Annotated in this window: 20 protein-coding genes; 7 read left to right on the plus strand and 13 right to left on the minus strand. The window is 64.4% G+C overall.

What is annotated here, in order from left to right; translation table 11 throughout:
• Positions 1-17: 17 nt before the first annotated feature.
• Both UNPF46_RS19415 and UNPF46_RS19420 read left to right on the plus strand, forming a co-directional pair.
• Positions 18-497 (plus strand): PaaI family thioesterase, encoded by a 480-nt coding sequence (locus UNPF46_RS19415; protein WP_181770013.1) that lies wholly within the window; start codon positions 18-20, stop codon positions 495-497.
• 76 nt (positions 498-573) lie between these two features.
• On the plus strand, positions 574-1,536 hold the full coding sequence (locus tag UNPF46_RS19420) for a DMT family transporter (RefSeq protein ID WP_142251060.1): 963 nt from the start codon (positions 574-576) through the stop codon (positions 1,534-1,536).
• 103 nt (positions 1,537-1,639) lie between these two features.
• Here the strand turns inward: UNPF46_RS19420 and UNPF46_RS19425 are convergent, their stop codons facing one another.
• The 3 genes from UNPF46_RS19425 to purQ all read right to left on the minus strand — a co-directional run bounded on the left by UNPF46_RS19425 (position 1,640) and on the right by purQ (position 4,251).
• Entirely contained in the window at positions 1,640-2,377 is a 738-nt protein-coding gene (locus UNPF46_RS19425; RefSeq protein WP_100176669.1) for a tetratricopeptide repeat protein, read from the minus strand.
• A gap of 189 nt (positions 2,378-2,566) precedes the next feature.
• Entirely contained in the window at positions 2,567-3,553 is a 987-nt protein-coding gene (locus UNPF46_RS19430; RefSeq protein WP_100176668.1) for a tripartite tricarboxylate transporter substrate binding protein BugD, read from the minus strand.
• Positions 3,550-4,251: a phosphoribosylformylglycinamidine synthase subunit PurQ gene (gene purQ / locus UNPF46_RS19435; RefSeq protein WP_142251061.1), complete on the minus strand. Its 702-nt coding sequence runs from the start codon at positions 4,249-4,251 to the stop codon at positions 3,550-3,552. The genes UNPF46_RS19430 and purQ overlap by 4 nt, the downstream gene beginning before the upstream one ends.
• A gap of 166 nt (positions 4,252-4,417) precedes the next feature.
• Between purQ and corA the strand changes: the two genes are divergently transcribed.
• Positions 4,418-5,434, plus strand: coding sequence for a magnesium/cobalt transporter CorA (corA, locus tag UNPF46_RS19440; RefSeq protein WP_142251062.1), 1,017 nt, complete (start codon positions 4,418-4,420; stop codon positions 5,432-5,434).
• 207 nt (positions 5,435-5,641) lie between these two features.
• Here corA and purS read toward each other — a convergent pair whose 3' ends face one another.
• Together purS and purC are read right to left on the minus strand one after the other, a co-directional pair.
• Positions 5,642-5,884 (minus strand): phosphoribosylformylglycinamidine synthase subunit PurS, encoded by a 243-nt coding sequence (gene purS, locus UNPF46_RS19445; RefSeq protein WP_100176665.1) that lies wholly within the window; start codon positions 5,882-5,884, stop codon positions 5,642-5,644.
• A 13-nt stretch (positions 5,885-5,897) separates the two neighbouring features.
• Positions 5,898-6,665, minus strand: coding sequence for a phosphoribosylaminoimidazolesuccinocarboxamide synthase (gene purC, locus UNPF46_RS19450; protein WP_173015815.1), 768 nt, complete (start codon positions 6,663-6,665; stop codon positions 5,898-5,900).
• Positions 6,666-6,998: 333 nt separating this feature from the next.
• Here purC and UNPF46_RS19455 point away from each other — a divergent pair, with 333 nt between their 5' ends.
• Entirely contained in the window at positions 6,999-7,322 is a 324-nt protein-coding gene (locus UNPF46_RS19455; RefSeq protein WP_100176663.1) for a DUF1476 domain-containing protein, read from the plus strand.
• Between the two features lie 5 nt (positions 7,323-7,327).
• Here the strand turns inward: UNPF46_RS19455 and UNPF46_RS19460 are convergent, their stop codons facing one another.
• Positions 7,328-8,395 carry a LysR family transcriptional regulator gene (locus tag UNPF46_RS19460; RefSeq protein ID WP_246668694.1) on the minus strand — a complete coding sequence of 356 codons (1,068 nt, stop codon included), beginning with the start codon at positions 8,393-8,395 and terminating at the stop codon, positions 7,328-7,330.
• An 11-nt stretch (positions 8,396-8,406) separates the two neighbouring features.
• On the opposite strand from UNPF46_RS19460, the gene UNPF46_RS19465 reads away from it, so the two are divergent.
• The gene (locus UNPF46_RS19465) at positions 8,407-9,234 is read left to right on the plus strand and encodes an isocitrate lyase/PEP mutase family protein (RefSeq protein ID WP_142251063.1); all 828 of its coding nucleotides are present in this window, start codon (positions 8,407-8,409) and stop codon (positions 9,232-9,234) included.
• On the opposite strand, the gene cynS is transcribed toward UNPF46_RS19465, so the two are convergent.
• From cynS to UNPF46_RS19485, 4 genes are all read right to left on the minus strand, one after another.
• Entirely contained in the window at positions 9,221-9,709 is a 489-nt protein-coding gene (gene cynS / locus UNPF46_RS19470) for a cyanase (RefSeq protein WP_142251064.1), read from the minus strand. The two genes, UNPF46_RS19465 and cynS, sit on opposite strands and share 14 nt — an antisense overlap.
• Positions 9,710-9,724: 15 nt before the next feature.
• A complete protein-coding gene (locus tag UNPF46_RS19475; protein WP_142251065.1) occupies positions 9,725-10,648 on the minus strand; it encodes an ABC transporter ATP-binding protein in 924 nt (307 codons plus the stop codon).
• A gap of 5 nt (positions 10,649-10,653) precedes the next feature.
• Positions 10,654-11,496 (minus strand): nitrate ABC transporter permease, encoded by an 843-nt coding sequence (gene ntrB, locus UNPF46_RS19480; RefSeq protein ID WP_142251095.1) that lies wholly within the window; start codon positions 11,494-11,496, stop codon positions 10,654-10,656.
• Positions 11,497-11,653: 157 nt separating this feature from the next.
• Entirely contained in the window at positions 11,654-13,033 is a 1,380-nt protein-coding gene (locus tag UNPF46_RS19485; RefSeq protein ID WP_142251066.1) for a CmpA/NrtA family ABC transporter substrate-binding protein, read from the minus strand.
• A 160-nt stretch (positions 13,034-13,193) separates the two neighbouring features.
• Here UNPF46_RS19485 and UNPF46_RS19490 point away from each other — a divergent pair, with 160 nt between their 5' ends.
• Positions 13,194-15,119 (plus strand): sigma 54-interacting transcriptional regulator, encoded by a 1,926-nt coding sequence (locus UNPF46_RS19490; protein WP_142251067.1) that lies wholly within the window; start codon positions 13,194-13,196, stop codon positions 15,117-15,119.
• A gap of 9 nt (positions 15,120-15,128) precedes the next feature.
• On the opposite strand, the gene UNPF46_RS19495 is transcribed toward UNPF46_RS19490, so the two are convergent.
• The 3 genes from UNPF46_RS19495 to UNPF46_RS19505 are packed head-to-tail and all read right to left on the minus strand — an operon-like array spanning position 15,129 to position 17,750.
• Positions 15,129-16,007 (minus strand): sulfurtransferase, encoded by an 879-nt coding sequence (locus UNPF46_RS19495; protein WP_100176655.1) that lies wholly within the window; start codon positions 16,005-16,007, stop codon positions 15,129-15,131.
• A gap of 52 nt (positions 16,008-16,059) precedes the next feature.
• Complete coding sequence (locus UNPF46_RS19500; RefSeq protein ID WP_181770014.1) at positions 16,060-17,172, minus strand: acyl-CoA dehydrogenase family protein; 1,113 nt, start codon at positions 17,170-17,172, stop codon at positions 16,060-16,062.
• 35 nt (positions 17,173-17,207) lie between these two features.
• Positions 17,208-17,750 carry an OsmC family protein gene (locus UNPF46_RS19505; RefSeq protein ID WP_142251069.1) on the minus strand — a complete coding sequence of 181 codons (543 nt, stop codon included), beginning with the start codon at positions 17,748-17,750 and terminating at the stop codon, positions 17,208-17,210.
• 246 nt (positions 17,751-17,996) lie between these two features.
• Between UNPF46_RS19505 and UNPF46_RS19510 the strand changes: the two genes are divergently transcribed.
• Entirely contained in the window at positions 17,997-18,644 is a 648-nt protein-coding gene (locus UNPF46_RS19510) for a TetR/AcrR family transcriptional regulator (RefSeq protein WP_142251070.1), read from the plus strand.
• Positions 18,645-18,672: the final 28 nt, after the last annotated feature.

Genomic DNA, 18,672 nt, shown 5'->3' on the forward strand with positions numbered 1-18,672 from the left:
ATTGAAGGCCCATTTCCTTGCACGAATTGACCAAAGCGCCCCCGCCCCGCCGCCCTGACCTCCACGTCGCCACCGAGGGCGAATTTGTGGGCTGGCGGACCTGGATTCGCGACAGTTTTGAAGCCCATGTCGGCCCCTTCTGGCACCGGATCGAGGCCGACGGCAACGTCCGCAGCGCATTCCGGGTCGAGAAGAAGCACCTCAACGGCTCCGGGAACGTCCATGGCGGCTGCTACATGGCCTTTGCCGACTACTCCCTGTTTGCGATCGCCACCCACGTCCTCGACAGCCGGGCGGTGACGACCAATTTCGCCTGCGAATTCCTCGACGCGGCACGCGAGGGGGAGCTGATCGAGTGCAGCGGCGAGGTCACCCGCGCCGGCGGTTCGCTGATCTTCCTGCGCGGCAAGATGACGTCCGGCGAGCGCGTGCTGCTCACCTTTTCCGGCACGATCAAGCGGATGAAGCGGAAGGCGCTCCCTCAGCCAAACGCATAGCTCGGCGCCTTCCCTTTTCGCGCGCCCTCGCCCAGACTTCCCGGCAAGCGCGATCGCGCCGGGGAGCAGGAACAAGGTGCCGCAGAGCACATCGGAGGCGGGTCGCTCGACGGCGTCCGCAGCAACGCCGTTGCCATCCATCGCCAACGGTGCGCGCAACTGGCGCGACTATGCGCTGCTGCTCGCGCTCGCGTTCTGCTGGAGCTCGACCTATCCGCTGACGAAGCTGGCGCTTCCCACCATCCCGCCGATCACCTTCATCTCGGTACGCTCGCTGATCGCCGCCGCCTTCCTGTTCGCGATCCTGTGGATGCGCGGCATCAAGGTCCCGACCGACGCGAAAGCCTGGAAGCTGTTCGCGAGCCAGCAGCTCATCAACTCCACCTTTCCGTTTCTGGTCATCACATGGTCGCAGCAATATGTACCGGCGTCGAACACGGTGGTGCTGGCCTCGACGACGCCGATCTTCGCCTTCCTGATCACCTCGCTGATCACGCGGCACGAGCCGGCGACGCTGTTGAAGCTGGCTGGCGCGATCCTCGGCCTTGCCGGGACCGTCGTCATCGTCGGCCTCGACGCGATACGCGGCCTCGGGAGCGAGATCGTGGCGGAGATCGCGATCCTGCTCGCCACCATCTCGTTTGCCTGTGCGAGCATCTTCGGCCTGCGCCTGTCCGACTATGATCCGATGGTGGTGGCGGCGGGCTCGGTGCTGTTCGGCGGCCTCGTGCTGCTGCCGCCGGCGCTGATCATCGACCAGCCCTGGACGCTGCAGCCGACGCTCGAAGCGATCGTCGCCACCATCGTCATGGGCATCGTCTCGAGCGCATTCGGCTTGATGCTGTTCTATGTCTGCCTCAGCCGGCTCGGCACGCTGACCACGAATGCGCAAGGGTACTTGCGCATTCCGATCGGCGTGGGGCTGTCGGTGGTCCTGCTCGGTGAGAGCGTACCGTCGAACCTCGCACTCGGCCTGCTGCTGGTGATGGCGGGCGTCGCGGCGATGACGGTGCCGGCGGAGCGGCTCAAGCTGGGCTAGAGCTTCGGTTCTGATTGAATCAGAACCGAAGCTCTAGACTCCCGCAAGCGGGAGAGGTTAGCGAACCCGTAGCCACTGGGGTGATTCAACCCACCGCCGCTGCTCAAGTCGACAGCTGCTTCTCCGCAATCGACAGCCACTCCGCCTGCGCCTTGCGCAGATATTTCGGCGCTCGCCGCATCTGGATCAGAAGCTCGTTGAAGACCATGCGTGCCTCGGCGCTGCGGCCGACCGTTTGCAGCAGCATCCCGTAGCGCACCCGCGCTTCGGCGCCGGGAAAGTAGCCGGCGAGCGCGTGATATTCCTCGAGCGCCTCGTCGAGACGTCCGACCTCGGCGAGCGCACGGGCATAGAGCAGATGCGCGTCGGCGGAGTCGAAATCCGGCCATTGCTTCTGGAGATCATCCAGCGTCGCGAGCGCGTCAGCGGGGCGCTTTGCGGAAAACTCCGCCTGGGCCTTGCGAAGCGCATAGGCGGGATCGTGCCCCATCGGCAGCTTCAGAATGTGGTCATAATGCGCTTCCGCTTCGCTGAACCGGCCGATATTCAGGCACTCCTCGGCCAGCGCCGCGCGGTTGGCGATGGTATCGGTACCGGCCAGGCGATCGGACAGCTCACGATAGCGCTTCTCGGGATCGAGCCGGTTGGCGACGCGCTGGCGCGCCTGCCGCGCGCCGGGGCTTGAAAACCATTCGGGGATGAGCTCCACCGCAATATAGGCAATCGCGCCCATCATCGGCACCAGCAGGATGATGAAGGCCCACGGCCGCAACCGCCCGGTTCGCGAAGCGTGATAGATCAGCGTGATATCCAGCAACAGAACGACGAGAGCAACGGGCATGTGACATCCGGAGCACGATGATGCGCAAGCATTCCGGATACAACAACTATCGCGGCGAAACAACTTTGAGTTGCCTTTCTCCGCACAAATTCGGCACCCGGAGCGCGCGCCTTGACGGCGACGACCAATCAGTCGCTTCGATCGCGATGGAGGTTCACGAAGGGAGGGAGCCGCGGTGCGGCCCCGCAATCACTTGGCGTCGTCCGCCAACATTTTCCGGTATTTCTCGACGTCGCGCGTCACCAGCTTCTGCAGCACTTCCGGCGCATGCTCGTCGGCATCGGGCGCGACAGTCGACAAATCCGCAAAGCGCTTCTTGACCGCGTCGGTCTCCACGGCGGCGCGCGCGGCCGCGTTCAGCTTGGCGATGATCGCCGGCGGTGTGCCTTTCGGCGCGAACAGACCATTCCAGCCCTGCGCCTCGAATTCAGGCAGGCCCGCTTCCGCCGACGTCGGCAGGTCGGGCAGCGTGGCGAGCCGCACGGTCGAGCCGACCACGAGGCCCTTCACCAGCTTCTCGTTGATCGATTGCGAGACCGAGGCTGCGGCATCGCAGACGCCATCGATCTGGCTGCCGACCGCGTCAGTCAGCGCAGGCGCGGCGCCGCGATAGCCGACCAGCGTCGCGTCGATCCCGGCGGCGGTAACGAAACTCTTGCAGATCAGGTAGTTCGAGGAGCCGACGCCGGCATGGCCGAGATTGATCTTGCCGGGATTGGCCTTGGCGTAGGCGATGAACTCTTTCAAATCCTTCGCCGGAAAATCCTTGCGCAGCGCGACGATGCCGAACGTCTTCGCCACCATGGCGATCGGCACGAAGGACTCAGGCGTGAACGGCAACTTGGGATAGATCGTGTAGGTCGCGGCATTGGTGCCGGCATTGCCGATCGCGATGGTGTAGCCGTCGGGCTCGGCGCGGGAGGCGCGCGCCAGCGCGGTCGAGCCGCCGGCGCCTGCGACGTTCTCGATCACGATGGTCTGGCCGAGCGCGATGCCCATCTGCTCGGCCACCGCGCGCGCGATCACGTCCGAGGTGCCGCCGGCCGCGAACGGCACGATCATGGTGATCGGACGCTTGGGGAAGTCCTGTGCGAAGGCGCCGGTTGCGAGCGACAATGACGCCAGCGACAGCGCCGCGATCGCGGCGAGCGAACGCTTCAGCACGAAGGAAATCACGCGGCCTTTTCCAGATGCTGGGCGAGACCTGCAAACAGGCCGCGGCCGTCGGTGCAGCCCATGATGTCTTCGACGTGGTTCTCCGGATGCGGCATCATCCCGAGCACGTTGCCCTTGTCGTTGACGATGCCGGCGATCGAATGTGCCGCGCCGTTGATGTTGTGCGCCTCATCCACAACGCCGTCGGCGGAGCAGTAGCGATAGAGCACCCGCCCCTCGCCTTCGAGCCGCTTGATGGTCTCCTCGTCCGCCTCGTAATTGCCCTCGCCATGGGCGACCGGCACCCGGATCACCTGCCCGGCATTGTAGCCGCGGGTGAAGGGCGTGTCGGAACGCTCGACGCGCAGATGCACGTCATGGCAGATGAACTTCAGCCGCGCGTTGCGCATCAGGACGCCCGGCAGGAGGCCGGACTCGCAGAGGATCTGAAACCCGTTGCAGACGCCGAGCACGAGGCCACCCTTGGCCGCATAGTCGCGCACCGCGTCCATCACCGGCGCGCGGGCCGCGATCGCACCGCAGCGCAGATAGTCGCCATAGGAGAAGCCGCCGGGCACCACCACGAGGTCGGTGCCTGCGGGCAGCGAGGTCTCGGCATGCCAGACCATCGCCGGCTCGTGGCCCGAGATCAGCCTCAATGCGCGCGCCATGTCGCGCTCACGGTTGATTCCGGGAAAGACGAGGATGGCGGCTTTCATGTTCGGGTTCCGATGGTGACTGGAATCGGGCTGGCCAAAGGGCCATTTCGTCAAGAGACATAGCCATTTGACGGGGATTTTACCAGTGCTAGCCTTGCCGGGCGGCCTTGTACACAGGCCATAGCCAAGGCACTTCTGCCTGGCCATTTTGCCCGGGATTGAAGCCATGAACGTCCCGTCGCTACCCGCATCACCCTCCCAGCCGGTATCCACCGAGGGCATCGTCGCCGCCGGCGCCTATGTCGATGGAAGGCGCGTCGCCAATATCGCCATCAGCGAAGCCTCGAGCTGGCGGGCCAAGCCCGGCCACGTGGTCTGGATCGGACTGCATGAGCCCGACATGGCGCTGCTCGAAGCGGTGCAGAAGCAGTTCGACCTGCACGAGCTCGCCATCGAGGACGCCAACCACGCCCATCAGCGGCCCAAGATCGAGCAATATGGCGAGGCCCTGTTCATCGTCGCGCGCACCGCGCAATTGATCGAGGGCCGCATCGCCTTCGGCGAGACGCACATCTTCGTCGGCGAAGGTTATCTCGTCTCCGTGCGCCACGGCGCTTCGACGTCCTACAAGCCTGTGCGCGAACGTTGCGAGAGCTGCCCGCGGGCGCTCGCCCGCGGCGAGGACTACATCCTCTACGCCATCCTCGATTTCATCGTCGACAATTACTCGCCCGTGCTCGAGAGCATCCACGACGAGGTCGAGGGCATCGAGGACGACGTCCTCTCCAAGCCGATCAGCAAGGCGCAGATCGAGCGGCTCTACATGCTGCGCCGCGACCTGTTGCGGCTGCGCAACGCGATCGGACCGTTGGTGGAGGTCTGCCGGCGGCTGGAGCATGACGAGCTGTCGATGGTGCGGCAGGCCATGCAGCCGCTGTTCCGCGACGTCACCGACCACGTCCGCAACATCCAGGAGCGCATCGATTCCATGCGCGAGGTGCTGGCCTTCGCCTTCGAAGCCAGCCTTCTGGTCGGCCAGGCCCAGGAGACGGCGGTGTCGAAGAAGCTCGCCTCCTGGCTTGCGATCATCGCGATCCCGACCGCCCTCGCCGGCATCTACGGCATGAACTTCAAGCACATGCCGGAGCTGGAGTGGCAATACGGCTATTATCTGCTGCTCGGCGTGATGCTGACGGCCTGCGGCGCGCTGTACTGGCGGTTTCGCAGGGCGGGCTGGCTGTGACGGAATTGCTCCGTAGCCCGGATGGAGCGCAGCGCAATCCGGGACAGTGTCACCGCAGATGCAAACCCGGATTTCGCTTCGCTCCATCCGGGCTACAAGAGCTGGCCTAAAGCATGATCCGGAAAAGTGCGAAGCGGTTTTCCGAAAAGATCATGCGCAAACAACAACCTAAAGCGCGATGATGATTCATCCAAATCTCATCGCGCATCACCCGAGCAGCTCCACCCGATAGTTCTCGATCACGGTGTTCGCCAGCAGCTTGTCGGCGGCTTCCTTCAGCGCGGCCTCGGCCTTGGCCTTGTCGGCAGCGGCGAGCTCGATGTCGAACACCTTGCCCTGCCGGACGCTGGCGACGCCGTCGACGCCGAGCGACTTCAGCGCGCCTTCGATGGCCTTGCCTTGCGGATCGAGAATGCCCGTCTTCAAGGTAACGGTGACACGTGCCTTCACGTCGAAAACCCCTTTAGCTCTTCACCAGCACCGGGCCGGAGCCCTGCGGACGCTCGTTCTCCATGAGGATGCCGAGGCGCTTTGCAACTTCGGTATAGGCCTCGAGCAGGCCGCCGAGGTCCCTGCGGAAGCGGTCCTTGTCGAGCTTCTCGTTCGACTTGATGTCCCACAGACGGCAGCTGTCCGGCGAGATCTCGTCGGCGACGATGATGCGCATCATCTCGTTCTCGAACAGACGCCCGCACTCCATCTTGAAGTCGACGAGGCGGATGCCGATGCCGAGGAAGAGGCCGGTGAGGAAGTCGTTGACACGGATGGCGAGCGCCATGATGTCGTCGATCTCCTGCGGCGTCGCCCAGCCGAAGGCCGTGATGTGCTCTTCCGACACCATGGGGTCGTTGAGCTGGTCGTTCTTGTAGTAGAATTCGATGATCGAACGGGGCAGCTGGGTGCCCTCCTCGATGCCGAGGCGCTGCGACAGCGAGCCGGCGGCGACATTCCGCACCACCACTTCCAGCGGCACGATCTCGACCTCGCGAATCAACTGCTCGCGCATGTTGAGACGGCGGATGAAATGGGTCGGCACCCCGATGTCGTTGAGGTGCTGAAACAGGTACTCCGAGATCCGGTTGTTGAGGACACCCTTGCCCTCGATCACCTGATGCTTTTTCGCGTTGAACGCGGTGGCGTCGTCCTTGAAGTGCTGGATCAGGGTACCGGGCTCCGGGCCTTCATAGAGAACCTTTGCCTTGCCTTCATAAATGCGACGCCGACGGCTCATGGGGATGTACCGTGTTCTGTTGAAATCCATGAATTTGGTGTGCTCCGGTTGACTAGGATTACGACCCACAGCGGAGCTGCCGTGAACGGCTGGGAACCCCATCTATGCCCTAAGGAAACCTGAGGAAACAGAACGGGAACCAAGCCTTTAGGCAACCTATCCGATTGGCTGTCCGAGCACAATCGATCCGGCCGTCCGGCGCCAACTTATACCATCTTGCCTGCGGCTTAACGGCCCGTTGTTTTGCCGATTCGTGCTATCTATGTAGGCATGCAGCCGGGTCGCCGCAACGGAAGGCTCCCGCTCCATTCAGCAGGGGATTTGGAACAAGGTATGAGCGAGATCAACAAGCGCGAGGAAGGCTTTGAGAAGAAGTTTGCCCTCGACGAGGAGCAGAAATTCAAGGCGGAGGCCCGCCGCAACCGGCTGCTTGGGCTGTGGGCGGCCGAGAAGCTCGGCATCTCGGGCGACGCCGCCACCGCCTATGCCAAGGAGGTCGTCGCGGCTGATTTCGAGGAGGCCGGCGATGCCGACGTCGTGCGCAAGTTGACGGCCGATTTCGCCGCCAAGAACGTCGCCGTCACCGAGCAGACGATTCGCGCCAAGATGAGCGAGCTGCTCGCAGTCGCGGCCGCCGAGGTGAAGGCCGGGAAATAAGTGACTTAGACGAGGCGCCGGCGCGCAATACCCTTGCGCGCCGGCGATCGTTTTCCGATGTCCCGTGTAATCGAGGCGTCCAGCCCGGCATAGTTGCGTCGGATGGTCTCGAGCAGGCTTTCAGCCGCAGTGCTCAGAAAGCCGCCGCGACGCGTGACGAGGACGATGTCCTGCTCCGCTGCAAGGTCGCCCACGGCGATCGTCGCGAGCGAGGCCGCACGCAGCTCTTCCGCCATGTGGCTTCGCGCCAGCAGCGCGAGACCGAAGCCCGCCTCCACGAGCCGCTTCTGCGCGGTGAGGCTGTCCACGGCCGTCCACTCCACTTCGCCAAGCCCCTGCGTGAGAAACAGCGCGAATACGTGAGCCGCAGCGATCTCGCGACGCCCGCGCGTTTCCGGGAATGCGATCCAGCGTTCACCGCGAAGCTCCGCGAGGCGCTTCACGCGCTTGCCGGCCAGCGGATGGTCGGGCGCACAAGCGACCTGCAGCGCCTCGGTCAGCACCAGCTCGCAGGCGAGATCGCCGGAACGATCGGCATTGTAGCGCAGGCCGATCGTGGCCTCTCCGCGCCGGATGAGATCGCTGACCTCCGTGCTGGTCGCCGTCCGCAAGGTCAACGTGCCCCCCGGATTTTCCCTGGCGAACCGCTTCATGATGGTCGAGAGGCGACCATCGGCGAGCGTGCCGGTCACGGCCAGCGAAACCGGCCCCGCATTCTGCTTGGTCAATGCACGTATCGCCTGTTCGGCATCCTGCGCCGCGGCGACCGCGCGCTCGGCATAGGGGATCAGCACGCGCCCGGCATCGCTGAGCCGGGTGCGGCCTGCCACCCGTTCGAACAAGGGCACGCCGAGCTCCTGCTCCAGCAACGCGATACGGCGCGAAATCGCCGGCTGCGAACGGTGCAGGAACTTCGCGGCATTCGAAATCCCGCCCCTGCGATGAATGGTCAGAAAGGTGTTGAGGGCGTCACTGTCCATCCCAACCTCATGCAAAAAGCTGATGATAGCTGCAAAGATAACAAATTTGGCGGATGGAGAAAACGCGCCTAAGGCTGCCTGGACCGACAACACGGAAACGAGCCATGACGAGCCAGTTGGACAAGGCGACGGCGTTTCGCGCGCTGCACGAGCGGCGGGGCGCCTTCATCATTCCCAATCCATGGGATGCAGGCACGGCCAAGCTGCTCGCGGCGATGGGCTACGAAGCCCTGGCAACCACGAGCCTCGGGGTCGCCAACACGGTCGGCGGTAGCGGCGTCAGCCTCGATGTCATCCTCGCCAACGCGCGCGCGATCGTCGATGCCACCGAACTGCCGGTCAGCGTCGATCTCGAGAATTGCGGCGCAGACGAGCCGAAGCGTGCTGCCGAAGCAATTCGGCGTGCCGCCGAGGCCGGCGCCGTCGGCGGCTCGATCGAGGATTTCAGCGGCGACCGCGATCGCCCCATCTACGACTTTTCCCACGCCGTCGAGCGCGTCCAGGCCGCCGTGGAAGTGGCGCGCGCGCTGCCAATTCCGTTCACGCTGACTGCACGGGCCGAGAACTTCCTGCACGGCCGCAAGGACATCGACGACACGGTTCGCCGCCTGCAGGCCTTCGAGGCCGCGGGAGCCGACGTGCTGTATTCGCCGGGGCTATACGATCTCGCCACGATCCGGACCGTCGTCTCCTCGCTGAGTAAGCCATTCAACCACGTGATGGGCTTTGCCGACCCGACGCTGACAGTCGGACAATTGTCCGCGGCCGGCGTCAAGCGCATCAGCGTCGGTGGCGCGATGTCGCGTTACGCGCTCGCCGCGTTCCTGAGCTGCGCGCGCGAGATGAAGGACAAGGGGTCCTTCACCTACATTCGCGAGATGGCAGACGTCGGCGCGCTGCGCAGCGCCTTCGCCGCGGTCACTCCTCCTTGAAGCCGTATTCCGGCACGTTGCCGCTGGCGCCGTAATATTTGTACGGCAGGAACTTGCCGCTCATGGTGATCTTGACGCGGTCGCCCTTCGGATTGGCGACGCGCTCCATGGCCATGTCGAAGTCGATCGCCGACATGATGCCGTCGCCGAATTCCTCCTCGATCAGCGCCTTCCACGCCGGGCCGTTCACCATCACCATCTCGTAGAAACGATAGATCAGCGGATCGGTCGGCGGCATCGGCGTGCCGGTGCCGCGCATCGGCACCTCGTTCAGCATTGCGACTTCGGCCTTCGACAGGCCGAACAACTCGCCGGCATTGGCAGCCTGCGGCTTCGTCAATTTCATCTGGCCGAGAATGGCGCCGACGATGAGCACCTCGGAATAGCCCCCGATCTTCTCGCAGATGTGCTTCCAGCTCCAGCCCTTCTCGCGCTTGATGTCGAGCAGCTTTTCGGTGAGGTCTTCGCGTTTCATGTCAGGGTCTCCTCGTTAGGCGGTCAATCCGGGATTGGTCCCGGATGTCCAGGTCTGTCGTTGCTCTTCACCGCTTGCTGCGATCGAGAGGCCAGGCTTGCCGATGCGCACCACCGGCACGTTGCGCGGGTCGTGATCCGGCGTCTCGGCGGCGAAGGTCTTGCTGCGCGTCACCAGAAAATCGATGATGTGGTTGCGCAGCGCGTAGTACAGCGGATGGCGGTGCAGATCGGTGCGGCCACGATCCCGCGGCAGCGGATTCTCGACGACCTCGGCCAGCACCGCGCCGGGCCCGTTGGTCATCAGGAAGATCTTGTCGGCGAGATAGATCGCCTCGTCGACGTCATGGGTGATCATGAACGCGGTCTGCCCGGTCTCCAGGCAGATGCGCCGGACCTCGTCCTGCAGCGTGCCGCGCGTCAATGCGTCCAGCGCCGAGAACGGCTCGTCCATCAGCATCATCTTCGGCGTAATCGAGAGAGCGCGCGCGATGCCGACACGCTGCTTCATGCCGCCCGATAGCTCCGACGGTCGCTTGTGTTCGGAGCCGGCAAGACCAACGAGCTCGATGAATTTCTGCGCGTGCGCCTTGACCTTGGCCCGGTCCCAGCTCCGCCATTTCGAGCTGACGGCATAGGCGACGTTGCCGAGCACGGTGCGCCAGGGCAGTAGCGCGTGGCTCTGGAAGATGACGGCACGGTCGAGGCTGGTGCCGGAAATCGCCTGCCCGTCGACGATGACGGCGCCCTCGTTCGGCGCATCGAGGCCGGCGAGGATGTTGAGCACGGTGGTCTTGCCGCAACCGGAATGCCCGATCACGCAAGCAAACTCGCCGCGCGCCATCGACAGCCAGAGATTCTCGAAGACGGTCGTGGTGGCTCCCCCAGCGCCAAGATAGCGCTTCGCGATGCCTTCGATGGAGATGAATTTGTCGGACACCGCCCCTACTCCGGAAACGTGACCATGCGCGTGAAGCGCGCGAGGATCTGGTCAAGCAGCATGCCGACGACCCCGATCAAGAGGATCGCGATGATGACATTGGTGATCGAGAGGTTATTCCACTCGTTCCAGACGAAATAGCCGATGCCGGTGCCGCCGACGAGCATCTCGGCCGCGACGATCACCAGCCAGGCGATGCCGATCGAGATGCGCATGCCGGTCAGGATCGTCGGCGCCGCCGCGGGCAGGATCACCGTGAAGGCGCGCCTGACGGTGCCGACCTCCAGCGTGCGCGCGACGTTGATCCATTCCTTGCGGACGCTGGCGACGCCGAACACGGTGTTGAGCAGCATCGGCCAGATCGAGCAGATGAAGATGACGAAGATCGCCGAGATCGAGGAATCCTTGATGGTGTAGAGCGCGAGCGGCATCCAGGCCAGCGGTGAGATCGGCTTCAGCACCTGGATGAAGGGATCCAGCGCCTTACTCAGCAGCGGCGACATGCCGATCAGGAAGCCCAGCGGGATCGCGACCAGCACCGCCAGCAGATAGCCGGTGCCCACACGCGCAATGGAATAAGCGAGCTGGATCCCGAGCCCCTTGTCGTTCGGCCCGTTGTCGTAGAACGGTCGCTTCAAATGCTCCCAGAGCTTTGCGCCGACATCGAGCGGACCGGGCATGGCGGATTTGCCCTGCGTGGCGGTCAGGCCCATCAGCTTGGCGTATTCCGGGCTCATCGTCGCCACCGACGCCGTGGAGCGCGTGGCGAGATGCCAGATGCCGAGGAACGCGGCGAGCAGCACGATGGAGACGAGGCCGGCACGGAGACGGAGGGAGGTGGTGGTCATCTCCCTCTCCCCGCGTGAGGGGAGAGGGTTGGGGTGAGGGGGGCCCTCCGCAAGGGAGGTGACAGACGGACTCGCGGAGAGCCCCCCTCACCCGCCGCGCTACGCGCGTCGGCCTCTCCCCGCACGCGGGGAGAGGCGAAGAGAGCGCGGCTCACCATCACGACGCCTTCCTGATCTTGAAGCTCGCAACGTAATCCTCCGGCTTGGCCGGATCGAAGGTCTTGCCCATCACCGCAAATGATTTGTAGGCGGTCGCCGGCGGCGACAGGCCCATCTCGGTCATCAGCTTCTTGGTGTCGGTCGCCAGATACACCTGCTCGGCGACCGCCTTGTAGTCGACGTCGCCCTTGATCTGCCCCCAGCGCTTCATCTGCGTCAGCATCCACACCGCAAAGGACTGCCAGGGGAACGGATCGAAATCGACGCGCTTGGCGTCGGTCTTCACCCCGCCGAGGCCGTCGGCATAGGTGCCGGTCAGGACCTGCTCCAGCACCGTGACCGGCGCGTTGATGTAGTTCGCCGGCGCGATCGCCTCCGCGATCTGCTTGCGGTTCTCCGCCTTCGAGGCGTAGGCGGTGGCGTCGACGATGGCGCGGGTCAGCGCCGCAAAGCTGTTCGGCGCGGTCGTAATGAATTCCTTGCTGGCAGCAAAACTGCAGCAGGGATGGCCGTCCCAGATCTCCTTGGACAACAGATGCATGAAGCCGACGCCGTCATAGATCGCGCGCTGGCAGATGTTGTCGGGAGCGAGGAAGCCGTCGATGTTGTCGGCGCGCAAATTGGCGACCATTTCCGGCGGCGGCACCGAGCGCAGCTGCACGTCGGTATCGGGGTCGAGACCGTGCTCGGCCAGATAATAGCGCAGCAGGTAATTGTGCATGGAATAGTCGAAGGGGATGGCGAACTTCATTCCCTTCCAGTCCTTGGGATCGCGCTTGTCCTTGTGCTTGGCCGCCAGCACGATGCCTTGCCCGTTGATGTTCTCGATCGCAGGGACAGCGAAGGGAATGGCGTTGGCACCGAGGCCAAGCGAGATCGCGATCGGCATCGGCGCCAGCATGTGCGCGGCGTCGTATTCCTTGTTGATGGTCTTGTCGCGGATCACGGCCCAGCCGGCGGTCTTGACCACCTCGACGTTGAGGCCGTGCTTGGCATAGAAGCCCATCGGCGCGGCCATGATGATGGGCGTTGCGCAGGTGATCGGGATGAAGCCGACCTTGAGGTCCTTCTTCTCGGGCGCGCCTCCTTGCGCGAACACTTCGGTCGCCGTCTTGAGCGGGAAGAACTGCGACAGTGCGGCCAGCGCGGTGGACGCACCGACCGACTTCAGGAAGGCGCGCCGCGCCACGTCCTGCGGAAACATCGCGCGCATCACTGCCGAGGCGACGACACCCTCGTAACGCTTCTCCTCGCTCTCGACGGGATCGCAGCGCAGCGCCGTGGCCTGCTCATGCTCCGCTGCGGATTGATGCTCACCGCAGACGCAGCCGGCTCGAAGGTTGCGATCGGGATCAAACGGATTGTCGAACGTGGACATCGGACCTCCTGCGCGTCATTGCGAGAAGGAATTACGCAAGGAGCATGCCATGCCCCTATGGCCGGCCAGTGCCTTGATGACGCAGCACTTTCACCCGCGCTTGGCTGCTACGAAAACTCGTGATAAACGAGATTTCGTAGCTCAATTACGAGATTTCGCAATGGCAACGACGCCAATGCCCGTCCACGACGATGTGGCCCCCGCCATCGACCCGCGCATCACCGCGTTCGAATCCTCGGTCGAGGCAATCCTTCTGGTCGATCCCTATGGCGACCAGATCGTCGATGCCAATCCGGCCGCCTGCGCCCTGCTCGGCTACGACCGGGCGCTGCTGCGGCAAACCAGGGCGAGCACCCTGCACGCCGGCGAGCTCCCGGCCCTTACCGTCTTCACCCAAGCCGTGCTGCACAAGGGCGCCTGGTGGACCACGGCGCTGAAGCCCCGCCATGCCACAGGACAACACCTCAGCCTGGAATACGCGGGCTGCGTCCTGCCCCAGGACGAACGCACGCTCGTGCAGATCACCCTCACCGACCTCGAAGCGCGTCGCCGCCGCAATGTCGATGCCGCCGCCGAAGACCACATGCGCAGCGGCATTGCGACCTGGCAGCGGGTCGAACGCGTATTCCAGGACATCGAACGCGAGAACCAGTTGATCCTGCGCGCCGCCGGCGAAGGCATCTATGGCGTGAATGCGGAGGGCAAGACGACGTTCGTGAACCCCGCGGCCGAACGCATGTTGGGCTGGACCGCAGAAGAGCTGGTCGGCAAGGAAATCCACCCCATCATGCACCACACGCATCACGATGGCCGGCACTATCACAACCATGATTGCCCGATCTACGCGGCGTTCCGCGACGGCGCGGTGCACCAGGTCGACGGTGAAGTGTTCTGGCGCAAGGACGGCTCACCGGCCTGGGTCGAATACACCTCGACGCCCATTCGCGACCGCGGCGTCGTGGTCGGCGCGGTCGTCGTGTTTCGCGACGTCAGCCAGCGGCGCGAAGCCGACGAGAAGCTGCATGCGGCGCTTGCCGAGGTGGACCGCCTGCGCGAGCGGCTCGAATTGGAGAACGCCTATCTCCAGGAGGAAATCCGCATCGAGACCAACCCGCGCGGCATCATCGGTCAAAGCGAGGCGATCCAGAAGACGCTGCGCCAGGTCAAGCTGGTGGCACCGACCACCGCGGCGGTGATGATCACCGGCGAGTCCGGCACCGGCAAGGAGCTGATCGCGCGCGCCATCCACGAGGATTCCACCCGCAGCGACCGGCCGCTGATCCGCGTCAACTGCGCCGCCATCCCGCGCGAACTGTTCGAGAGCGAGTTCTTCGGCCATGTCCGCGGCGCCTTCACCGGCGCAACGCGCGACCGCATCGGCCGCTTCGAGCTCGCCGACGGCGGCACGCTGTTCCTGGACGAGGTCGGCGAGATCCCGCTCGAACTGCAGGGCAAGCTGCTGCGCGTGCTGCAGGAGGGCCATTTCGAACGCGTCGGCCAGGAGCGCACCCGGGCGGTCGACGTCCGCGTCATCGCCGCGACCAATCGCGACCTCAAGCAGGAGGTGCAGCGTGGGCGCTTTCGCGAAGACCTCTATTTCCGCCTCAACGTGTTCCCGATCGAGACCGTCCCCTTGCGCGAACGGCGCGAGGACATTCCCCTGCTCGCCCAGCATTTCCTGACGCGGGAGGGCAAGGCGCTGAAATCGAGCTTGCGGTTGTCGGAGGGCGATGCGCGGCGGCTGACACGCTACGACTGGCCCGGTAATGTCCGCGAATTGCAGAACGTGATCGAGCGCGCGGCGATCCTGTCGCAGAACGGCCGCCTGCGCATCGACCTGCCGGACACATCCGGCGTGCAAGCACCGAGCGGCGCCACGCGCGCGAAGACCGACGCGCGCCCTGCGGTGATGACCTCATCCGAGATGCGCGACCACGAGCGCGCCAATATCCAGGCCGCGCTCGAGGCTTGTGCCGGAAAGGTGTTCGGCCCCGGCGGCGCGGCCGAGATGCTCGACATCAAGCCGACCACGCTGGCCTCGCGGATCAAGGCGCTGGGAATCGCGCCTCGTCCGCGGGCCATGTGATTGCAGCAGTCACGCTGCCTTGGTCGTCACCTCCGATGCAATCGGCAGCCCCTGCTCGATCGGCAGCGACGGATCGCGCGACCATTCGTTCCAGGATCCGAAATACATCCGCACGTCCTTTACGCCGGCGTTCTTCAGCGCGAGGAAGGTGTTCGAGGCGCGCGCCCCCTTGAAGCAGTAGAGATAGACCGGCGTACTCGGGGTGATGCCGACGGTGGCGCATTCCGCCAGGATTTCATCCTTGGACTTGAAGCGCGGGCCTTCCGCTGTCGGCTTCATCATGCGGTACCACTCCAGCCATACCGCACCGGGAATGCGCCCCTTACGCGGGCAGAAATCCTTGCCGTAGGGCGACGAGCTGTCGCCGATCCACTCGTCGACATCGCGCACGTCGAGAATGGCGATGCCGGGCTTACCGACCGCGGCGAGCATCGTCTTCGCGTCGATCAGGATCTCGCCCGCTTCGGGCACGATCGCGAACGAGGCCTTCGCCGGTGTCGGCACGTCCTTCGTCACCGGCAGACCCGCGGCGGCCCACGCATCGAAGCCGCCATGCAGCACCTTGACCTTGGGATAGCCGAGCATGGTGAGCAGGTAGTAGCCGCGGCAGGATTGGCCGAAGCCGGAATTCATCGACTGCTCGTAGATCACGGCCGTCTCCTTGCCGGAGAGACCGGCAGCACCAAAGGCGTCGGCGAATTTCGTCTTGAGCTCGCTGATACCCTCCGGTGTCGAGGTCGCAAGGAACGTGAAGATCTCGTGCACGTTCACGGCATTGGGCAGGTGCCCGGCGGCGTAGGCGTCGGGATTGCGGGTGTCGATCACGACACAGGGCTCTGTCTTCAAGAGATCGGCAAGTTCGCTGGCAGAAATCAGAACGTCCGTCATTGGCAGCCTCTCCGTTGAGGTTAAGTGGTCTTCTGGGGTGGACTCGTGAAGCTCAGCAATCGGCGAGCATCTTGCGCAGCTGCTTGGTGGCCGGCGTGACGATCGCGACGAAATAGGCCTCGCGCAGGCGTCGCTGCGCGCGGTGGCTTTTGAGGTAGCCGCGCGCGCCACAATGCAGCATCGCCGCATGCGCCGCCGCGACGCTGGCTTCGCCGGCGCGAAGCCTGAGCGCGATCACCTTGCGCCAGTAAGTCTCCTCTTCGTTGTAGGGATCGCGCGCCAGCGCCATGGTCTCGGCTTCGAGCTCGGCGGCGAGATCGCGGAAATGCACCGGCTGCTGCGGCAGGTAGCGGTTGATGTGACCGAGCGAACCATCGACCTCGCCCATGATGTTGATGCAATCGCGGATGAGGCCGAGCGCCATGCCGGCCTGCAGCAGGATGAACCCGGCGCGAATCTTCTTGACGAAGGGGCCGGCGGAATCGGCGAGGATCAGCTCATCCGGCACGAAGGCGTCGCGAAACTGCACACCATAGGTGCCGGTGCCGTCCATCGCCATGAACGGCTTGCACGGCGTCAGCGTGATCGCGGGGTCGGAGCAATCGGCCAGGAACATCACTTGCCCCGGCTCGTCCTCGCGCTCGAAGATCGTGCCGAAATAATGACCGGGGCCGAGATTGGAGACCCAGGGCAGCGCACCCCGCACGAGATAGCCGCCCTCGACCTTGCGCCCCTTCAGCTTCAGTTTCTCGATGCCGAAGAAGCTCTTCATCGGGTTGGAAAGCCCGGTGCCGCCGAGCACGCGGCCGGTCGAGAAGTCATCGCCGAAGCGCTTTGCGAGCTTCAGATTGGTCGAGTTGGCGGCGTACCAGACCAGCGTGTTCTGGCACCAGGCCATGAAGGCAGTCGCCCCGCAGACCTCGCCGATAGCAGCCATCGCCTGGATCGCGCAGCGCAGATCGGCGGGGCCCTCCTGAGGGACGTGGCTGCCCCACGCCCCGACCGCGCCGAACTTGCGCAGCACCTCGGCCGGATAGACCGAGCCGTCGTCGATCCCGGCGGCAAGCGGCGCGAGATCTTCGCGCGCGATCCGCGCCACCTCGCCTGCAATGGACGGTGCGGGCTGATCCAAAACTTCGGCCCGCGATAAAGCCAGTGAACCCATGATCGTCTCCCGCACCTTGTCCTGATTGCTGTCTGCTAGATGCCGACCTCGAGATTGACCGGGCGCGTGAAGGTGTTCGCCACCGGCGACCATTTCTTCACATGGGCGACCAGCGCGTTGATCTCGTCCTGCGCGATGCCCTCGCATTCCATGTCGACCTTGACGCGCACGTCGGTGAAGCCGACCGGCTTGTCCGACATATCGCCGGTTCCCCAGACCGCGGTGATGTTGAGGTCGCCTTCGAGCTCGAGCTCGAGCTTGTTGACGATCCAGCCGCGATGCACGGCGTTGGCGTGCAGGCCGACGGCAAGGCAGGAGCCGAGCGCGGCGAGCGAGGCCTCCGACGGATTCGGCGCGGTGTCGTCGCCCAGAAGGCCCGGCGGCTCGTCGACGATGTAGGGCGGCAGGTTGCGGATGTAGTTGGCGTGGCGGAATTTTCCTTCCGCGACCGTCTTGCATTTCAAGGTCTTGATGACCTTCGGATTGGCCTTGCCGCTCGCGATCAGTTGCTCGAGGCCATTCTTGTCGATGGGTGCAAGGCACCCCGTCAGCACTGTCTTTTGAACGACGGCAGTCATCATCTTCTCCCTGGCAGCCGCAGAACGCGGCAGGATACCGAACGGTCTGTTTCCTTGCATGGAGCGTGCCAGAGACGGCCAAAAACAAAAGGCGAAGCATTGGAGCCGGTTAGCGAACCCTGCCTGCGGATTGATCAGCGCACCCTTGCTCAAAGGCGATGCAGATGGGCCCTGCCATGCGAATCTTTTCGGCGCGGAACAGATGCGGCTTGCTGATGCGGCGTCGCTGCAGGTAAGTTTGGACTCATGGCAAAGACGTCATCGAAGAAGACCTCGCCCCACGCCGCCGCCGGCGACGACGAATCCGCGCGCGGGCGCCTGCTCAGCGCCGCGTCGCATCTGTTCTGCAAGAACGGCATCAACGCCACCGGCATCGATGCGATCATCGAGGAAGCCGGCACGGCGAAGACGACGCTCTACAAACTATTCGGCTCCAAGACCAATCTCGTCAACGCAGTGCTTGAGAGCGAAGGCAAGCAATGGCGCGAATGGTTCATCGCCGCCATGGAAGACGGCGGCGGCGACGCGCAGGCCAAGCTGACGCGCATCTTCCCGGCGCTGAAGAGCTGGTTCGCGGAAGAACGCTTCTACGGCTGCCCCTTCATCAACGCGGTCGGCGAGCATGACAAGGACGCCAAGCAGTTCCGCAACATCGCGATGAAGCACAAGAAGATCGTGCTCGGTCACATCGAGAAGCTCGCGAGCGAGCTCGGATCAGCCGAGCCCGCCGTGCTGGCACATCAGCTCGGGCTGTTGATCGATGGCGCGATCGTCGCCGCGATGATCTCGCGCGACCCGGGCGTGGCAGATACGGCGGCACTGACGGCCGGCCCCCTGCTCGGCCAGTCCAAGGCGAAGAAGAAGCGAGCGACGGAGCAGTTAGAAGCGGTGTGACTTTGCCGTGATCTCGTCGGGTGGGCAA

Source organism: Bradyrhizobium sp. UNPF46 (assembly GCF_006658625.1).
Taxonomy (GTDB): Bacteria; Pseudomonadota; Alphaproteobacteria; order Rhizobiales; family Xanthobacteraceae; genus Bradyrhizobium; species Bradyrhizobium nitroreducens.